Annotated in this window: 18 protein-coding genes and 1 pseudogene; 8 read left to right on the top strand and 11 right to left on the bottom strand. The window is 67.6% G+C overall.

The window, feature by feature from the left end:
• Positions 1 to 2: 2 nt before the first annotated feature.
• Together EDD30_RS29430 and EDD30_RS41600 are read right to left on the bottom strand one after the other, a co-directional pair.
• Positions 3 to 329 carry a hypothetical protein gene (locus tag EDD30_RS29430; protein ID WP_071805259.1) on the bottom strand — a complete coding sequence of 109 codons (327 nt, stop codon included), beginning with the start codon at positions 327 to 329 and terminating at the stop codon, positions 3 to 5.
• Positions 319 to 879, bottom strand: a complete 561-nt coding sequence (locus tag EDD30_RS41600; RefSeq protein ID WP_084556378.1) for a YbaB/EbfC family nucleoid-associated protein — start codon at positions 877 to 879, stop codon at positions 319 to 321. Before EDD30_RS41600 ends, EDD30_RS29430 begins: the two co-directional genes overlap by 11 nt.
• Between EDD30_RS41600 and EDD30_RS29420 the strand changes: the two genes are divergently transcribed.
• Together EDD30_RS29420 and EDD30_RS29415 are read left to right on the top strand one after the other, a co-directional pair.
• A complete protein-coding gene (locus tag EDD30_RS29420; protein WP_071805263.1) occupies positions 851 to 2,086 on the top strand; it encodes an SUKH-3 domain-containing protein in 1,236 nt (411 codons plus the stop codon). The genes EDD30_RS41600 and EDD30_RS29420 overlap by 29 nt on opposite strands.
• An 11-nt stretch (positions 2,087 to 2,097) precedes the next feature.
• Positions 2,098 to 3,354, top strand: a complete 1,257-nt coding sequence (locus EDD30_RS29415; protein WP_170047252.1) for an SUKH-3 domain-containing protein — start codon at positions 2,098 to 2,100, stop codon at positions 3,352 to 3,354.
• An 8-nt stretch (positions 3,355 to 3,362) separates the two neighbouring features.
• Here the strand turns inward: EDD30_RS29415 and EDD30_RS40010 are convergent, their stop codons facing one another.
• Positions 3,363 to 3,707 carry an APC family permease gene (locus tag EDD30_RS40010; RefSeq protein WP_211277775.1) on the bottom strand — a complete coding sequence of 115 codons (345 nt, stop codon included), beginning with the start codon at positions 3,705 to 3,707 and terminating at the stop codon, positions 3,363 to 3,365.
• Between the two features lie 116 nt (positions 3,708 to 3,823).
• Here EDD30_RS40010 and EDD30_RS41595 point away from each other — a divergent pair, with 116 nt between their 5' ends.
• Positions 3,824 to 4,153, top strand: coding sequence for a hypothetical protein (locus EDD30_RS41595; RefSeq protein WP_211277776.1), 330 nt, complete (start codon positions 3,824 to 3,826; stop codon positions 4,151 to 4,153).
• 167 nt (positions 4,154 to 4,320) lie between these two features.
• Positions 4,321 to 5,103 carry an IS5/IS1182 family transposase gene (locus EDD30_RS29400; protein ID WP_071805267.1) on the top strand — a complete coding sequence of 261 codons (783 nt, stop codon included), beginning with the start codon at positions 4,321 to 4,323 and terminating at the stop codon, positions 5,101 to 5,103.
• Positions 5,104 to 5,110: 7 nt separating this feature from the next.
• Here EDD30_RS29400 and EDD30_RS29395 read toward each other — a convergent pair whose 3' ends face one another.
• From EDD30_RS29395 to EDD30_RS38475, 7 genes and pseudogenes are all read right to left on the bottom strand, one after another.
• Positions 5,111 to 5,524 carry a DUF2550 family protein gene (locus EDD30_RS29395; RefSeq protein WP_170047254.1) on the bottom strand — a complete coding sequence of 138 codons (414 nt, stop codon included), beginning with the start codon at positions 5,522 to 5,524 and terminating at the stop codon, positions 5,111 to 5,113.
• Between the two features lie 172 nt (positions 5,525 to 5,696).
• Positions 5,697 to 6,554, bottom strand: a complete 858-nt coding sequence (locus tag EDD30_RS29390; protein WP_123678569.1) for an IS5 family transposase — start codon at positions 6,552 to 6,554, stop codon at positions 5,697 to 5,699.
• Positions 6,555 to 6,821: 267 nt separating this feature from the next.
• Positions 6,822 to 7,334: a hypothetical protein gene (locus tag EDD30_RS29385; RefSeq protein ID WP_143162863.1), complete on the bottom strand. Its 513-nt coding sequence runs from the start codon at positions 7,332 to 7,334 to the stop codon at positions 6,822 to 6,824.
• Positions 7,335 to 7,495: 161 nt separating this feature from the next.
• Positions 7,496 to 7,879: pseudogene (locus EDD30_RS40985) on the bottom strand (transposase); the annotation flags it as partial.
• 84 nt (positions 7,880 to 7,963) lie between these two features.
• Entirely contained in the window at positions 7,964 to 8,299 is a 336-nt protein-coding gene (locus EDD30_RS39370; RefSeq protein ID WP_170047499.1) for a hypothetical protein, read from the bottom strand.
• A gap of 280 nt (positions 8,300 to 8,579) precedes the next feature.
• Entirely contained in the window at positions 8,580 to 8,978 is a 399-nt protein-coding gene (locus EDD30_RS29375) for a beta/gamma crystallin-related protein (RefSeq protein WP_071807791.1), read from the bottom strand.
• A 115-nt stretch (positions 8,979 to 9,093) separates the two neighbouring features.
• Complete coding sequence (locus EDD30_RS38475) at positions 9,094 to 9,375, bottom strand: hypothetical protein (protein WP_071807792.1); 282 nt, start codon at positions 9,373 to 9,375, stop codon at positions 9,094 to 9,096.
• 252 nt (positions 9,376 to 9,627) lie between these two features.
• Here EDD30_RS38475 and EDD30_RS29365 point away from each other — a divergent pair, with 252 nt between their 5' ends.
• The 4 genes from EDD30_RS29365 to EDD30_RS42105 all read left to right on the top strand — a co-directional run bounded on the left by EDD30_RS29365 (position 9,628) and on the right by EDD30_RS42105 (position 13,801).
• Entirely contained in the window at positions 9,628 to 10,257 is a 630-nt protein-coding gene (locus tag EDD30_RS29365) for a hypothetical protein (protein WP_071807793.1), read from the top strand.
• A 463-nt stretch (positions 10,258 to 10,720) separates the two neighbouring features.
• Entirely contained in the window at positions 10,721 to 11,680 is a 960-nt protein-coding gene (locus tag EDD30_RS29355; RefSeq protein ID WP_071807794.1) for a hypothetical protein, read from the top strand.
• Positions 11,677 to 13,359: a peptidase M16 family protein gene (locus EDD30_RS29350; RefSeq protein ID WP_071807795.1), complete on the top strand. Its 1,683-nt coding sequence runs from the start codon at positions 11,677 to 11,679 to the stop codon at positions 13,357 to 13,359. Before EDD30_RS29355 ends, EDD30_RS29350 begins: the two co-directional genes overlap by 4 nt.
• 214 nt (positions 13,360 to 13,573) lie before the next feature.
• Positions 13,574 to 13,801: a hypothetical protein gene (locus tag EDD30_RS42105; protein ID WP_071807796.1), complete on the top strand. Its 228-nt coding sequence runs from the start codon at positions 13,574 to 13,576 to the stop codon at positions 13,799 to 13,801.
• Positions 13,802 to 14,292: 491 nt separating this feature from the next.
• On the opposite strand, the gene EDD30_RS29335 is transcribed toward EDD30_RS42105, so the two are convergent.
• Positions 14,293 to 14,688 carry a hypothetical protein gene (locus EDD30_RS29335; RefSeq protein WP_143162864.1) on the bottom strand — a complete coding sequence of 132 codons (396 nt, stop codon included), beginning with the start codon at positions 14,686 to 14,688 and terminating at the stop codon, positions 14,293 to 14,295.
• Positions 14,689 to 14,851: the final 163 nt, after the last annotated feature.

Raw genomic sequence — 14,851 nt, 5'->3', positions numbered from 1 at the left:
GCTCAGGACCGGTAGGCCTTGGTCACGGTCGCCTGGGCGCGGTCGTCGGCACCGGTGTTGTCGTGGACGCTCTGCTCCGCGGCATCACCGAGGCCCTCGACGTACTGCGCGACCTTCGCGAAGGCAGCCGTGAACTGTGTCAGCAACGGTGCATAGTTCTTGTGGAATGCCGCACCGATCTCGTCCTTTCCCCACGGCTGGTCCCCGCTCGCCTGAGCGATGTCGGCAACGACGCCGTTGTTCAGGTTGACCAGGTGGGTACCCGACGCGGAGAGGTCGCGGCTGGCCGCGATGGCACGTTGCGGATCGAGATTGAGTTCACCGGCCATCGTTCTCATCCGCCTCACGCATGATTTGGTCCTGGCGGCTGAGCAGCTGGCCGAAATCGCCGTCGCGCAGGAAGCCGGCAGCGCCGGAGTCGGGCGGCAGATACTCCGACAGCATCTCCTGCACCTGGTCGGTCGTCCTGGCGACGGCCTCCTCGACGGTGCGCAGGATCGTACGGGCGAGTTCGTCCGGGTCGCCGCGGCGGTAGATCTCGCGGTCGAGCTTGAGGTCGACGAGTTGTCCGCGGGGACCGACGGTGGCACGGACCAGAGCGTCCGGTGACTCGACCGTGACGGCCATCCTCGCGAGGCGCTGCTGCATCTCATCCATGCCCGAGCGCAGGCGCTCGTAGCGTGACCGTACGTCGTCAAAGCGGGCTCGTAGGGCACGGTTCGCATCACGGTCGGCTTGGTGCGGCACGCAGGCCCTCCCCCGGGACTCAAGTGGGGGTCGAATGCTACCGGCATCGCGCGAGGTTGCTGTCCGGTAGTTTCTAGGCCTCGACCGAAGGGGGACGGCCTCGATGATCTCGCTGGCGGAGGCGCAGTACATCGCCATCAGATGGGCTCACCGACAGTCGCAGCGACGTGGCTATGCGTGCACCCCGCACGTCGACGAGTTGTCACTCGGCTACGCGGTGTGGATGCAACTGCCGCCCGAAGTGCGCACGGAACCCGGCGAAGATGTGACGACCATCATCGACCGAGAGACCGGCCGCCTCTCGCATTGGCCCCCCGCGCCGCCCAGCGAGCTCGACCATCGCTACCGCGAACGCCGCGACGCCATCGTCGCCCCGCACCAGACCTCCGACCCCGAGGCGGAGCTGCGCCGTGAGGCCGACCGCCTGGTCAGCCCTTCGGTCGCCGCGCACCTCACGCTCGGCGACCGGCTCTTCCGCGCCCGCGGCGCCAAGGGCGACGTCGCGCCACGCCACCACCCGCTGGTCGCCCAGTGGCTGGAAGCGATCCCCGTCGTCAACCTGATCCGCGGCGCCGAGCGGCACGCCGAACTGCTGGTCGTCTCGGACGTCCTGCAGGAGGCGGACCGGACCCGGGCAGCAGCCGCCGGTTCGCCGCTCACCCTCGACGAGGCGCGAGACCTCCTGAAACACGGCCAGTTCGACACGTTCCACATCCGCGAGCGCGGCGACCAGCTCGGCGGCCGGCCGGCAGAGTCGTGCGCCACCTGCTACGACGTGCTGGCCCGGCTCGGGGTCCTTCCGCGAGAACACCGGACGTGCCTGGACGACCGGAAGCTGAGCGACGGCACCGACCCGCAACCCGGCCGCTTCCCTGCAGAGGTCGCCTGGGAACTCGCCGCCGCCGGCTGGGACCCCCAGGTGCTGCGCGAGGAGGACAGCGACCGTGCCCTGGCGAGGATCGAGACCCGGGCGGGACTGGAGTTCGGGCAGCAGCGGTTCCCTGCGGCCTCCGCCGCCTACGCCGAGTTCCTCCGTGTCGCGCCGAGCCGCAGCGGCCCCGGAATAGCGCAGCGGATCCGGCGGTTCCGCATCGGCAGCGGCCAGTTGGCGGGCCTGGCCGATCCGCTGCACGAACTCGGCACCATCATCGGCGCCCGGATGTTCCCGCTGGGCGTCGAAGGCCTCGACGAGGCGGTCCTGGCAATCGACGAGCGAGGCCGGGTCTTCTCCCTGGACCAGGGTGGTGAATGGTTCATCGCCGAGACCCTCGACGAGGCGCTGACCGCGCTGCTCACGGGTGCTCCGGCGACCCGGATCCGCAACAACGGCACCTGGTGAAGGACAACATCATGATCACCCGTGAGGACGCGGAAGCCAGCGCGGCGGCGTGGGCCCGCGCCGAGTCACTGACCAAGGGCAACGAGTACCGCGCAACGGTCGAGGAGTTCGACCTCGGTTTCATCGTCACCACCGCCTCGGTAAGGCGCCTGTTCTCCCGCTCCGAACTCGGCAGCGGCACCACGGTCATCGACCGCGAGACCGGCCGGGTGTCGATCTGGCCGCGCTGGCCCTCGGAAACGGTGCAGGAGGTCTACCGCGAACAACGCGCCACCATCGTCGACCCGCCCCGCACCGCCGACCCGGAGGTACAACTACGCCGCGAAGCCCGGCGCCGGACCGCGCCGGGCGTCGCCGCGCACGTCACCGCTGACGGCCGTGTCTACATCGCCCGCGGCGCCAAAGGCGATCAGAAACTCCACCACCACCGCCTGGTCCTAGGCCTGCTCGCCGAGCAGACCCCGGGGCAACAGGTACGAGGCTGTGAGCGGCACGCCGAACTGATCGTCTGCTCCGACGTCCTGCACGACGCCGACCGCAAACGCGCATCGGAAGGCCTGCCACCGCTGACCCTCGCCGACGCACGACAACTGCTCGGGGCCGCGCAGTTCGAACGGTTCCGCATCCGCGAACCCGGCGACCCTCTCGGCAAAGAGCCAGGCAACCCGTGCGAGAGCTGCATCTACGTCCTCACCCTGCTGACGCTCCTGCCCTGGGCCGAGACCGGCGCGCTCTACGACTCCATCGCCCCGCAACAACCCAATCCCGACCCCACCCGCTTCCCGGACGAACTCGCCTCGGAAATGCTCAAGTGGGGGTGGGAGCCGGTTCCGCACGAGCTCTACGCAGGTATAGCCGAACCCATGGTCCAGGACATCGTCGCGATCAGAGGCCAGGAACATCGCCACCAGGTATTCCCGGCTCTCTTCGAGGCGTACGGTCATACGGGTTCGCTGGGCATCGGCCGCCGGTGCGCCGGCGTCGAGCAGCGCTCCCGCTTCTTCGAGATTTTCCCGATCCGGGCCGCCTACAGCGCCGACGTGTTGCACGAGTTCGGGCAGGTCATCGGTGCGCGGCTCTTCCCGCTCGGGTCGATCGACGAGGAGTCCATTCTCGCGATCGATGAGCGGGGGCGGGTCTTCGACCTGGACCAGGCCGGCGAATGGTTCGTCGCCGACACCTACCTCGAAGCACTCGCCACCCTCGCCCTCGGCAAGCGCACCTACCGCGTCCACGACGACGGAACCTGGGGACCCGGAACCGACTGAGCCACCGCCTAGTGCTTGAGGCCGGTCGGGTCGAGGGTGGTCTCCTGGCGCAGGACGTAGCGGTTCGTCAGGAACGTGAGGATCCAGAGCACGACCCCGATCACCAGCAGGATGCCGGCCACCCGATAGTCCGCGGTGGCCCGGCCCGACAGCGGACCGGCCAGGTAGGCGCAGGCGATCGTGCCGAGCACCGGAACCACGGTGGGCGCCCGGAAGTGGCGGTGCTCGACCGGGTCGCGTCGAAGCACCAGCACCGCGACGTTGACGACGGTGAACACGCACAGCATCAGCAACGAGGTGGTCCCGCCGAGCGCCGTCAGGTCGGCGAACCAGATCAGCCCGAACGCGAACACCGTGGTGAACAGGATGCCGACCCCACGGCGTGCGCCGGGTGCGGTGCACCCGGCCGAGGATCCTGGGCAGCATCCGCTCGTTCGCCATGCCGTAGAGCACCCGGCTGGCCATCAGCATGTTGATCAGCGCTGAGTTCGCCACGGCGAACATCGTGATGAACGCGAAGATCCACAGCGGCAACGCCGCCGCGCCGGCCTCGACGACCTTGAGCAGCGGTGCGTCGCCCTCACCCAGTTCGGCTCGTCTCGGCGTGGATCATCAGCAGTTGCAGCAGTTCCTGACCTCGTCGACGTGGGATGTCATCGGCGTGCGCCGGCGGGTCGCGACGGCTGCCGTGCAGGTGGTGGCGAGGTTATCCGTTGGCACACGAGTGGCAGGTTGCGCACGGAGAGCTGGAGATCGGCGATCGATTAGTGCCGAAGCGGCCATTCGTCCTGGGAGGTGAGTACAGCTTGGCGAACATCGTGGCAATGGAGGCCGTGAGAGGAATGAGCGTTTTCCAACTGGGTTTGCGCAGCTCGAGGCGTGTCCTGAGGCGAGGTGCGGGTTGAGGTGAGGCTCCCGGTAAGACAAGCAATCGACCAAGAAAGATGCCCCTTCCGGGGAGCCTCGTTGCTGTCTTACCCTGCCGCGATCCCGCTGTCCACCCGATCGCTGAACCACCTCGCCGACCTGATCCGTGCCCACCGCCACCAGCGGCGATCGCACTGGCGTCGCCTGGATCCCGGCCGTCAGGCGCTGCTCGCGCTGGCTCACCTGCGCAATGGCGACACGTTCACCCGCCTCGCCGCCGGCTTCGAGATCGGCGTGGCCACCGCCTGGCGCTACGTGCGTGAGGCGATCACCCTGCTCGCCGCGACCGCCGACGATCTGCTAGCGGCCATGACACGCATCCGCCTGCTGGCCTACGCAATCCTCGACGGCATCCTGATCCCGATCGACCGGGTCCACCACCAGAAGCCGTACTACTCCGGAAAACACCGACGGCACGGTATGAACGTGCAGATCATCGCGGATGCGGTAGGCCGGCTGGTGTGGGCCTCAGCGACCCTGCCGGGATCCACGCATGACCTGACCGCGGCCCGCAAGCACGGCATCATCACCGCGCTGACCAGCGCCGAGGTGATGACCTTCGCGGACAAGGCGTACCAAGGCGCCGGCGGCACCGTGCGCACGCCATTCAAACGCCACCGTGATCGACCGAAGCTGTCAGCCTGTCAGAAGGCCGTGAACAAGGCCCACGCCCGCATCCGGGCTCGCGGCGAATGCGCGGTCGCGACCTTGAAGACGTGGAAAATCCTGGCCAAGCTGCGCTGCAGCCCGTCCCGGACGACCGCGATCGTGCAGGCCATCATCGTCCTACACCACATCGAGAACCCGATTTATCGAGCCTGAACGCTCATCAGCCACGGCGGAACCTTGCAACGGCACCACGGACGAATTGAACTTCGTTCTGAGGAACCGCCAGCTCAACCGGCCCGCCCGGCGTTTCGCAGTACAGGACAGTCAAGTCACCGTTGAGAAACCATCGCTCCCATGCCCTCAAGTCACGCTGCTCAACGATCCGAAGGTCTCTCAAGGCAACCGGGCTTCGCCTTGCCGTACGCAACCGGTCCGCGACCCACGCCAGGTCGTCGTCGCAGGCACGGATGTAGCCATGCCGCCACCGGCCGCCGATTCCATCCCTTGAGCGATCGCGGTACGCCGCTATCACGCGCCGCTCGTCCTGCGGCCTTCGGCGAGCGAATCGACCAAGCTTGTCGCCAATCCAAAAGCCAACGGCGTCGGCAAGGAAGTCTCCCAGCAGGCCGAACACGGACCTAGGGTACCTGGTAACCATGTTCGCCATCGGTAGGTGAGCCCTCAAACAACCTACCTGCCCTACCACGCACCCAAGTTGGAAAGGGCTCAATGTGTTCTAGGGGTGATCTCGCGGTCCAAATCCGGAACTTGCCTAAGAGGACGTCTGATTAACGTATTTTGTGGTGTTATGTAATTTGGGGGTCTCGCCAGGTTGGGGTGGTTTCACCGGTGATTCGGCGAGCGAGGTTGTCGATCATGGCAAGGGTGATCATGGCTTCGGAGTTGCTGGGCCGGGTTTCGTAGTCGCGCACCAGGCGGCGGTGGTGCATGAGCCAGCCAATGGTGCGCTCGACGACCCAGCGTCGTTTGACCACGTTGAAGCCTTTGACCTGCGGTTCTTTGTTGACGATCTCGACGTCGATGTCGAGACTGGCGCCGTGTTCGACGGTTTTGACTTTGAAGCCGGCATCGACCCAGGTCTTGGTCAGGGCGGAGTGGGTGGCGGTGGCCTGGTCGAGCAGATCGTTGCCGATCACGTTGTCGCTGACGCTGGCGGCGGTGACGATCACGGCGAGCAGCAGGCCGAGGGTGTCGGTGATGATGCCGCGTTTACGGCCGGCGATCTTTTTGCCGGCGTCGATGCCCTGGGCCTTGAGCGGCACGTTGGTGGAGGTCTTGACGCTCTGGGTGTCCATGATCGATGCGGTGGGTTCGGCGGATCGGCCGTGGTGGTCACGGACGAGTCCGGTGAGGTTGTAGTTGAGGGCGGTGAAGATCCCTTCCTTACTCCATAGGGCGAAGTAGCCGTAGACCGTCGCGTGTGGAGGGAAGTCGTGCGGGAGGTAACGCCAGGCAATGCCGGTGCGGTTGACGTAGAGGATGGCGTTGAAAATCTCCCGCAGGTCGTGGCTGGGGGTGCGGCCTTTGATGCCGATCGCGGTGCGGGCGTCGGTGCGGGCCTGACGCCACGCGGTCAGCCGGGGCGCGATCAAGGCCCAGCGGGCGTCGGACAGGTCGGACGGGTATGCGCGACGTTCGGTCATAGCAGTGGATTACGGTGGTGGAGTCGTGCGGTGAGGACACCATGTCCGCCGATTCCGAGGTGGAAGTCAATGAAACACGATCGAGGGACGAAAAGCCGCGGACCCTCACAGATCTGAAGCACCTGATACTGCGTTATTCGGTTAGATCGGCCAGGCGGGTACTGCCATCGCCTGCTGTTAACCGTTCTTTAGCACCATCAATGCCAACAAAACGTCCAGTTAGTGTCCTCTCGTCCGTTCTGGTCCTCGTCGACATTACACGCCGTGCTATTTTCCCTCATCGGGATCCTCGTCATGGAAACGCCACTGGTGTTTGGAGAGGAGAAGGACGAAAACGATGCCGCCGATGGACCCGATCGGAGCGGCGATGACTCCGCGCAGCCAAAGGTCGGTCGAATCGCCGGTGATTGCGTAGGTGTCGATGGCGAAGGTTGTGGGATCGGCGGGATCGGTACAGATCCTCACGGTGGAGTGTCTCTGCAGTGTCTGGTCACTTTGGTAATGAAGCGTGCCGTGGTGGCGGACGCCGTTGACCACGTAGGTGAGGTCCGCGGACTTGCCGAGCCGCAGGCTCTTGAGCCACCCGGCCTTTTCGACTTTTGCGTCCAGACAGTGTCCGTTTTCGCCTAGGTCGCCGACCGCGTCGATTTCGCTCTGAATGACCACGATTCCGATGATGGCAACGAGGAAGGATGTGACGGCGATCGCCGCCTCGAGCGGTTCGAAGCGCATTGCCCTGCGCAGGGAGAACCGGCCTTTCGGCTGCGATCGCCGTCCCATCGCTGTTACTCCTTCTGTTGGTGCGTTACGAGGCCATGGAGGGTGCTGTCCGTCACGGACCGATGACGTTGAGGACGACTCCGTAGGTTCCGAGAGCGAAGGTAAAAGCGTTCTCGACCTTGGTTCTCATTCGGGAGGGCACCTTCTTGATGATGCCCTTCTTGTGATGTCGGAGCTGGTACATCATCTTGCCACCGTCCCGGCGCCCCTTTTTTCGCGTCGATGTGGCTGCCGTCCATCGCCGCCCTCGACCAGTCGATCTGGTTCGCCGCGTTCAGCTTGGCGAGCAGGATCTGATGCACCTGGTCGAACACGCCCGCCACGGTCCAGCGTTGCAGCCTGCGCCAGCAGGTCATCCCGGAGCCGAACCCGAGTTCCTGTGGCAGGTCTTCCCAGCCGATCCCGGTATGCAGCACGAACAAGATGCCTTGCAGACACAGACGGTCGGGGACCGGGCGCGGTCCGGGAGCCTTGTCCGGCCACGGTGGCAGCAGCGGTTCGATCAACTCCCACAGGTCGTCATCAACGATCCACACCTTGCTCATGCCCGCCGAAACGAGCCTGATCTCCACCTCGTGGCGCTGATCAACATCGATTCAGCAGATCGTGTTAGGGGCAGTTAACTGCTGCTAACACGATCTCTGGCCGGGCCAGTTGATCAGCCGGCGCCAGCAGATCAGGACGCATGCGAGGCTGACGAAGCCGTCGTGGATGTCGAGGCGGCGTTCCCAGCGCACGGCCAGGCGGCGGAATTGATGCAGCAGCGCGAAGGTCTGCTCCACGACATAGCGCAGCTTGCCCAAGCCTTTAACACCGGCCGTCTTGGGCTTCGGGATGACTGGCTGGGTGCCGAAGGTGATTGACGCCCCGTTGCTGCCCCTAACACGATCTGCTGAATCGATGTTGATCTGCCCGACATCAGCCGTGCCCTCGATTTGTTCAACCGGTTCCTTGGATGCCTCCATCACTGCCTACTCGAACGCGATCACTTCAAGGAACCGATCGCCTTCCCCAACGCCGTCAACGCCACAACTTGATGCTTCCGCCCATCGGATGTCTTGTCGGCCAGCGCCGTGTCCGGGCGTGTTCGCGGCCGGCCGAGGTGTGGTCGGCCCAAGGGAGTTAGGGCCAAGGAAATCTTGGCGGTGCGGCAGTGGATGGCCGCGCATGCGGCAGCGGAATCGGAGGTTGAAGCGACAACCGCAGGGGGCCGGTGACCCGGCCCCCTGCGTCACCCCCGTTGGATCAGAAGGTGGGGTAGCCGTTGCACGAGGTGACACCGAGCCGCTGCACCGAGCTGATCTTGTCCCCGAAGTCCCACCGGGAGTCGTGGAGGTTGCTGATCCTCTGTCCCGGCTTGAGACAGTAACGGCGGCCCTCGAAGTTGTCATGCTGGTACAGCACCCAGGCGACGGAGCTGTGGTTGTAGGCCGAGCTGGCCTCGTCTTCGGGGTTGATGGCCCGGTTGGTGCTCCGGTAGTCCCAGGTACTCCCGCTCAGGCTCTGGTGCTCACCGAGCGTCAGCGGAGAGTCTGCCACCGCGGCCTGAGCCGTCGGAGCCGCGCTGGCGCCGGTCGCTCCCAGGCCGATCAGGGCCGCGGTCCCTGCCAGGATGAGCGTCGTCTTGGCCAGGATCGTTCGCATATTTACATTCCCTTTCGTTGATGTCGCCGCCGATCCGCCGCGTCGGCAGATCCGACTCAAGGATTGGTTGGCCACGTATATCGGCCGTATAGCGGTCGAATACGTTCGGGCGTCGTCAGCCGCAGGACGCAGCAGTGGACGCCAGACCGAACACGGCCGCGCCGATACCGGCGAACCACCCGGCCTGCTCGGTCCCGGTCCAGCCAAGCTTCGGCGGCCGCCATCCGGCCGGATTCCACCCGGACAGCACAGCCGCCACGATCAGCACGGTCGCCGCGGTCAGCAACCACCACACCAGCCGCCGGCGCCGCCGCGGCGGAAAGACCCGACCTGTCACCACACCAGCACGGACGATGGCGACCGCCGAATCCCGCAGCCGAGGGGCGAGGACCTTCACGCACCACCGGGCGACGGCCCTGGCTCACACGCGGCCGACGCCTCGGATGATCGACGACAGTACGGAGATTGCGCGGAGAAGTATCAAGGGAAGCGGACCTCCGCTGCAGGTCAGCATCGGTTCGACGCCTGGACTGTAAATCCGCGCTCGTCAGCGGGGCGCCGCCTCGTGGCAATGGCACGAATCGGCGAGGTGCGGGCGGCGGCGGGCGCCTAGCCTCACGAATGGTTGCCTGCCCCTGAGGAGATCATCATGGAACCCCACCAGCCGATCCGCACCACCGACCGGCGCCTCACCCTCGCGCTCGTCTTCCTCGGCGTGCTGGCCCTGCTCAGCGCCGTCGCCGCCATCGCCATAGTGGTGCTGGACAGGCCGGACGGTCGACAGCAGCAGATCGCCCGGGACCGGGCCGGCACCGGCGCGAGGGCCGACCTGGGCGACATCTCGTCGACACCGGCCGTGAGCCAACCCCCGATCGGTGACAACCAGGCACCGGCGGCGACCGGGACACCCGCCGGCGGCGGCGACCACGCCCCGAAGCCGGCCGGCCCGCAGATCGTCTACTTCCGCGTCCAGCAGCAGCCGAGGTGCGACACCGCTGGCAACCACACGCCCGCCACCGTGCAATGGAAGCTCAGCGGCGCGACCGGCGCCGCGCTCTCGGTGGACAATCCCGGCTTGGTCGGCAGCTATCGCAGCTACACCGGCACTACCGGCACCGAGACGCTCAACTTCTCCTGCGGTGGGGGGCCGGGGAGCACCGAGACCCACGTCTACACCCTGTACACCGTCGGCGGCGGGCAGCAGCGCTCCCGGACCATCAACGTCTCCGCCACCGTCCCCGGTGCCCCGCCGATCCCGACCGCGTCGACGACGCCCTGATCCGCCTACCCCCGGGTCGCGCCGCCGGTGGTCGGGCCACCTCGACCTGGGAGCGCCTCGGCCCGGCTCCCGGTTCAGCTGACGTCCGGGCTCCGACTCAAACTTCGCCTCATTCGCCATCGTTCGCGGAGGGGGTGACATGAGTCAATTCCAGCGACCAATAGTCACGCGACTAGAATGCGGATATAGCTGCCAAGACTCTGCGGCTCATCGGAGCACACGAGACCCGCGTCATGCTCGGTTCGATCAGCCGTCAGCGGGTGTATCAGCTCACCAGCCGCCGGGACTTTCCGGCGATGCTCCTGCGGGTGTCGCCCGAGCTCAACCTTCGGCGCGGTGTCCGCGCGCCGGGGAGGTATGCCCTCCCGCGTTGCGCCGGGCCGTCCGCGCCGGTTGATCCCTGCGACCGGACCGCAACCTGCCAGCACCTGGTTCGGCAACCGTTCGTCCTCACCCTGTCCCGATGCTCATGAACCCCGGCGAGGTGGTCCTCGACCCGGCAGCCGCCCATCCCGAGCTGGCGGCACTGCGCGCCGCGCTGGCGCGGCGTGACTGGTGGAGCTGCCGCGCCGTGCTCGACGCGGCAGCGCCGGACGCTCGCTCGAGGTTGTTGCTCTGGGCGACCGGCGACGGGACGATCGGCGACTTTCCGCGCATCGTCTGGGACTCGGACGCCACGGACAGCACTGCCGCCGCCCTGCTGGCTCTGCACCTCATCCATACCGGCTGGGAAATCCGCTCCGGGGCCTTGGCGCAGCACGTCAGCCAGGATCAGTTCGCGCGCTTCCACGACTACCTGCGGCGCGCCGAGGCGGTGCTGATCGATGCAACCGCACGGCAGCCGCGGGACCCGGCGCTGTGGACGGCACGGCTGACGACGGCCCGTGGCCTGCAACTGGGCCAGGCCGAGACCCGCCGCCGCTACGACCGGCTCGTCGCGGCGGACCCACACCACCTCACGGGCCAGCTGCAATACCTGCAGAGCCTGTGCCCGAAGTGGGGCGGAACCTGGGACCATCTGCACCGGTGGGCCTGGGATTCCATGCTCGCCGCCCCGCCCGGCGCACCTCAGGGTGTGCTGGTCGCCGAGGCACATCTGGAACACATGCTCGGCCTGGAGCAGACCGACCCTGCAGCATCCCACGCCTACCTGAGCGACGTCACGATCCGGGAAGCGCTGCACCAGGCCGCACACCGATCGGTATGGCATCCGGACTTTCGCCGAGAGCCGGGCTGGGTCGGCACCGCCAGCACGTTCGCGATGGTGTTCGCCCTCGGCAGGGACCACGCCGCCGCCGCGCCCGTCTTCGCCATGCTCGGCGACCTGGCCACCGAACATCCGTGGCATTACCTGGAGGACGACGTGGTCACGACGATCCGCCGGTACCGACGCGCCGCACTGGCCACCGGAGCCGTCCGATGATCGCCCGGACCGAGATCGGCGGAGTGCCGGTCCTGCACGGCCCCTCCACCGGCCCCGCCCGGGCCGGGCTGGTGTTCCGCGTCGGCTTCGCCGACGAACCGATGGCCCGCCGGGGCATCACCCACCTCATCGAGCACCTCGCCCTGTCCCCGCTGGGACTCGCCGACTTCCACTACAACGGATCGACCGGCACCGAGTACACCTCGTTCCACATGACCGGCACGCCCGGCGAGCTGGCCGGCTTCGTCGACGGCGTATGTACGGCCCTGCACGACCTACCCATGCACCGCCTCGATACCGAGAAGGACATCCTGCGGGCCGAAGCGCACTCGCGGTCACACAGCGCTCACGAGCCGCTGGCGCTGTGGCGGCACGGCGCGCGCGACCACGGCGCGGTCGCGTACCCGGAGTGGGGCGTGTCCGCCATCACGCCGGACGACCTGCGCTACTGGGCAGCGCGGTACTTCACCCGAGACAACGCCGTGTTGTGGGTGGCCGGGGATGAGGTGCCTGCAGAGCTGCGGCTGCACTTGCCGAGCGGCACGAGGCAACCCTCGCCGGCACCGTCCTCCGCACTGCCCGTCACCCCAGCCTGCTTCGCCGGCCCCGAAGGAGTCGTGGGGTGGAGCGGCATGGTGCCCTACGGGCCGGCCGCCATCGTCTTCGCCGACGTCCTGGAACGAGCGATGATCCGAACTTTGCGCCAGGAAGCGGGCCTGTCCTACGCCGCGCACACCGACTACCACCCGATGGGTACGGACACCGCGCTCGTCACCGCACTCGCCGACTGCCTGCCCGACAAGCAGGGCGCCGTGCTGGGTGCATTCGTCGACGAACTCGCGGCACTGCGGGTCGGCCGGATCGACCCCGCCGACGTCCAGGCAGTGATCCGCAAGCGGCACGAGGCGCTGGTGCTCGCCGACCAGCAGGGCGACCGGCTGGCCGGGCACGCGCGGGCGCTGCTCGCCGGTCGTCCGGTTCCGTCTATCGAGACGGAGCTGGCGTTGCTCGCCGCGGTCACTCCGCAGGACGTCACCGCGATGGCTCAGCAGGCGGCCGGGACCGGCCTGCTGATGACGCCACCGGGAACCGCGGGCACCTGGGCCGGATTCACCGCCGCGCCCGCCGAGTCGGACACGGTGGTGATCGGCACGCCGTACGCCGCCGTGTCGGAGCCCGATACCCACCTGATCGTCGCCGTGGACGGGGTCAGCCTGGTCAGCGGCAATCATCGCGCGACCGTCCGCTTCGACGCCTGCGCGATCGTCCGCGCCTGGCCGCACGGCGGGCGGACCTTCGTCGGCCATGACGGCATCGTCGTCTCCGTCGAACCGACGCTGTACCGCGACGGCCACCAGGCTGTGGCGTGGCTGGACACGCACTGCCCGGCGGCGCTACGCGTCGACGAGGCACCGCGCGATCCCGGCGCCATCCCCCGGCCGGATCCGGCCCCGGCCTACGCGACCGAGCCACCCATCCGCGAGGAACGGCGTCAGGTTCGCGCGATGAGCGTGCTGGTGACGATCTTCCTGATCAGCGGGGTGATCCGGGGCTTCATCCTGGTTCGCGACGAGTTCCACGACAACGGCACGACCGCCGGCCTTATCACCGCCGCCGCGGTGGTCGCCGTGATCGGCGGGTCGCTGCTCTGGCGGTACCGGGGCCGCTTCCTGGCCTGACCGCTCAGTGCGGTCCCGCCGCCTTGATACGGATCGCCGCGGCGCCGGCCTGGTCGCTCTCGACAAGGTACTCCAGCGACCGCACGCCCGACTCCGCTGCAATGCTGGGACTACTCGGTCTGCGAATCTTCGAAGCCTGCCGGGCTAGTGTCGGCGACCTGGGCGAAGAACACGGCCACCGCGTGCCGAAGGTACGCGGCAAGGGTGGAAGACTGTGCTGGTCCCACTGCCGCCGGCCGTGACGCGCGCGATCGACCGCGCCGTCCACGGCCGGGACACCGGACCGATCTTGCGGAACACGCACAGCGTCAGCCTGCGCGACGTTCAGATCGCCGCCCGCCACGCCGACCCGCGCACGACCATGCGCTATGACCGCGCCCGCAAGAACCTCGACCGACACCCCAACTACATCCTCGGCGCCTACATGGCATCCCACACCTGACCGACCGGCACGCGGAACTGCCGAGAAGCGGATGGTCGATCATGGCGACGACAGCCGCATTGTTGTGAAGAGCCCCCTGCCGGCCCCGTCGGTGGCGATCGTCGAGGAGTTCGATGGGCTGGCCGTGCGATGATCGGATAATTGCGGGTGGCGTTGGCGACCGATGCTGGGCACCCTGGGCGTACCAATGAGGACTTCGCCGGCGCCGTTGCGGCCGGCTTGGTCCTGGTCGACGGCGCGGGTGGCATCGCCCGACGCCGAGGAGGTCTGCCGGCACGGCGTGACCTGGTACGCCACCCATCTCAGCGGCGCCTTCCTGGGCACACTGTCCCAAGACCGGAGCCTGCGTGATGTGCTGGCCGAGAGCATCGAGCGGTCCACCGGCTGTCCTGGCCGCCGCCCGGCTCGTCGCGATGGTCACCATCTCCGGCATCGCCGCGCTGGTGTCGTACCGGCACATGGTCGAAGTAGCCGACCGTTATGGCGACGGGTCAGCGTGCGGAGGCGTGCGATACGGCGGCGGTCACGCAGGCGGCCAGCGTGATCGAGGCGACGGTGCCGAGGGCCGCGCGGCGGATTCGGCCGGTGGTGCCACAAGCGAGGAAGACTGCCGGTCCGCAGGCCAAGGCGGCCAGGGCCAGCAGCGTGGTGGCCACAGGCTCGCCGTCCCCCAGTGGCTGCAGCGTAGAGACGATCCTTGCGGTCACCCCGAAGACCATCGCATGCGCGAGAAGCGTCAGCAGCACCGGCGCCGCACGTCGGCCCGGAGGAAACACCCTCCGCGCGGCAACCGTCAGCGCGGCGATGTACACGACGACGGCGACCAGCGCCCCGACGAGGAAGCCGAGGACAAGGGCGCCAAGACGGTCCCAGTTGTTGCTGCTCATTCCCGCCGACCCCACGGCGGCGACCGCGCTTCCGACGAGGGTGCCCACACCACCTGCCGCTATGAGGGCAAGCGCCGCAGCAAGGGCCAGTATCCACGGACGGGGTTGCTGCGCTGCAGCGCCCTCGGTCCCCGGGAAGGGCCCACGGCCTGTCGGATCGTCC

Source organism: Couchioplanes caeruleus (assembly GCF_003751945.1).
In the GTDB taxonomy this organism is placed as follows: Bacteria; Actinomycetota; Actinomycetes; order Mycobacteriales; family Micromonosporaceae; genus Actinoplanes; species Actinoplanes caeruleus.
This window is presented reverse-complemented; position numbering and strand designations above follow the sequence as displayed.

Coding starts and splice junctions, on each gene's coding strand:
- EDD30_RS29430 (WP_071805259.1), bottom strand. CDS start 329: ATGGCCGGTGAACTCAATCTCGATCCGCAACGTGCCATCGCGGCCAGC.
- EDD30_RS29420 (WP_071805263.1), top strand. CDS start 851: ATGATCTCGCTGGCGGAGGCGCAGTACATCGCCATCAGATGGGCTCAC.
- EDD30_RS41600 (WP_084556378.1), bottom strand. CDS start 879: ATGTACTGCGCCTCCGCCAGCGAGATCATCGAGGCCGTCCCCCTTCGG.
- EDD30_RS29415 (WP_170047252.1), top strand. CDS start 2,098: ATGATCACCCGTGAGGACGCGGAAGCCAGCGCGGCGGCGTGGGCCCGC.
- EDD30_RS41595 (WP_211277776.1), top strand. CDS start 3,824: ATGTTGATCAGCGCTGAGTTCGCCACGGCGAACATCGTGATGAACGCG.
- EDD30_RS29390 (WP_123678569.1), bottom strand. CDS start 6,554: ATGACCGAACGTCGCGCATACCCGTCCGACCTGTCCGACGCCCGCTGG.
- EDD30_RS29385 (WP_143162863.1), bottom strand. CDS start 7,334: ATGGGACGGCGATCGCAGCCGAAAGGCCGGTTCTCCCTGCGCAGGGCA.
- EDD30_RS39370 (WP_170047499.1), bottom strand. CDS start 8,299: ATGGAGGCATCCAAGGAACCGGTTGAACAAATCGAGGGCACGGCTGAT.
- EDD30_RS29375 (WP_071807791.1), bottom strand. CDS start 8,978: ATGCGAACGATCCTGGCCAAGACGACGCTCATCCTGGCAGGGACCGCG.
- EDD30_RS29365 (WP_071807793.1), top strand. CDS start 9,628: ATGGAACCCCACCAGCCGATCCGCACCACCGACCGGCGCCTCACCCTC.
- EDD30_RS29355 (WP_071807794.1), top strand. CDS start 10,721: ATGCTCATGAACCCCGGCGAGGTGGTCCTCGACCCGGCAGCCGCCCAT.
- EDD30_RS29350 (WP_071807795.1), top strand. CDS start 11,677: ATGATCGCCCGGACCGAGATCGGCGGAGTGCCGGTCCTGCACGGCCCC.
- EDD30_RS29335 (WP_143162864.1), bottom strand. CDS start 14,688: ATGAGCAGCAACAACTGGGACCGTCTTGGCGCCCTTGTCCTCGGCTTC.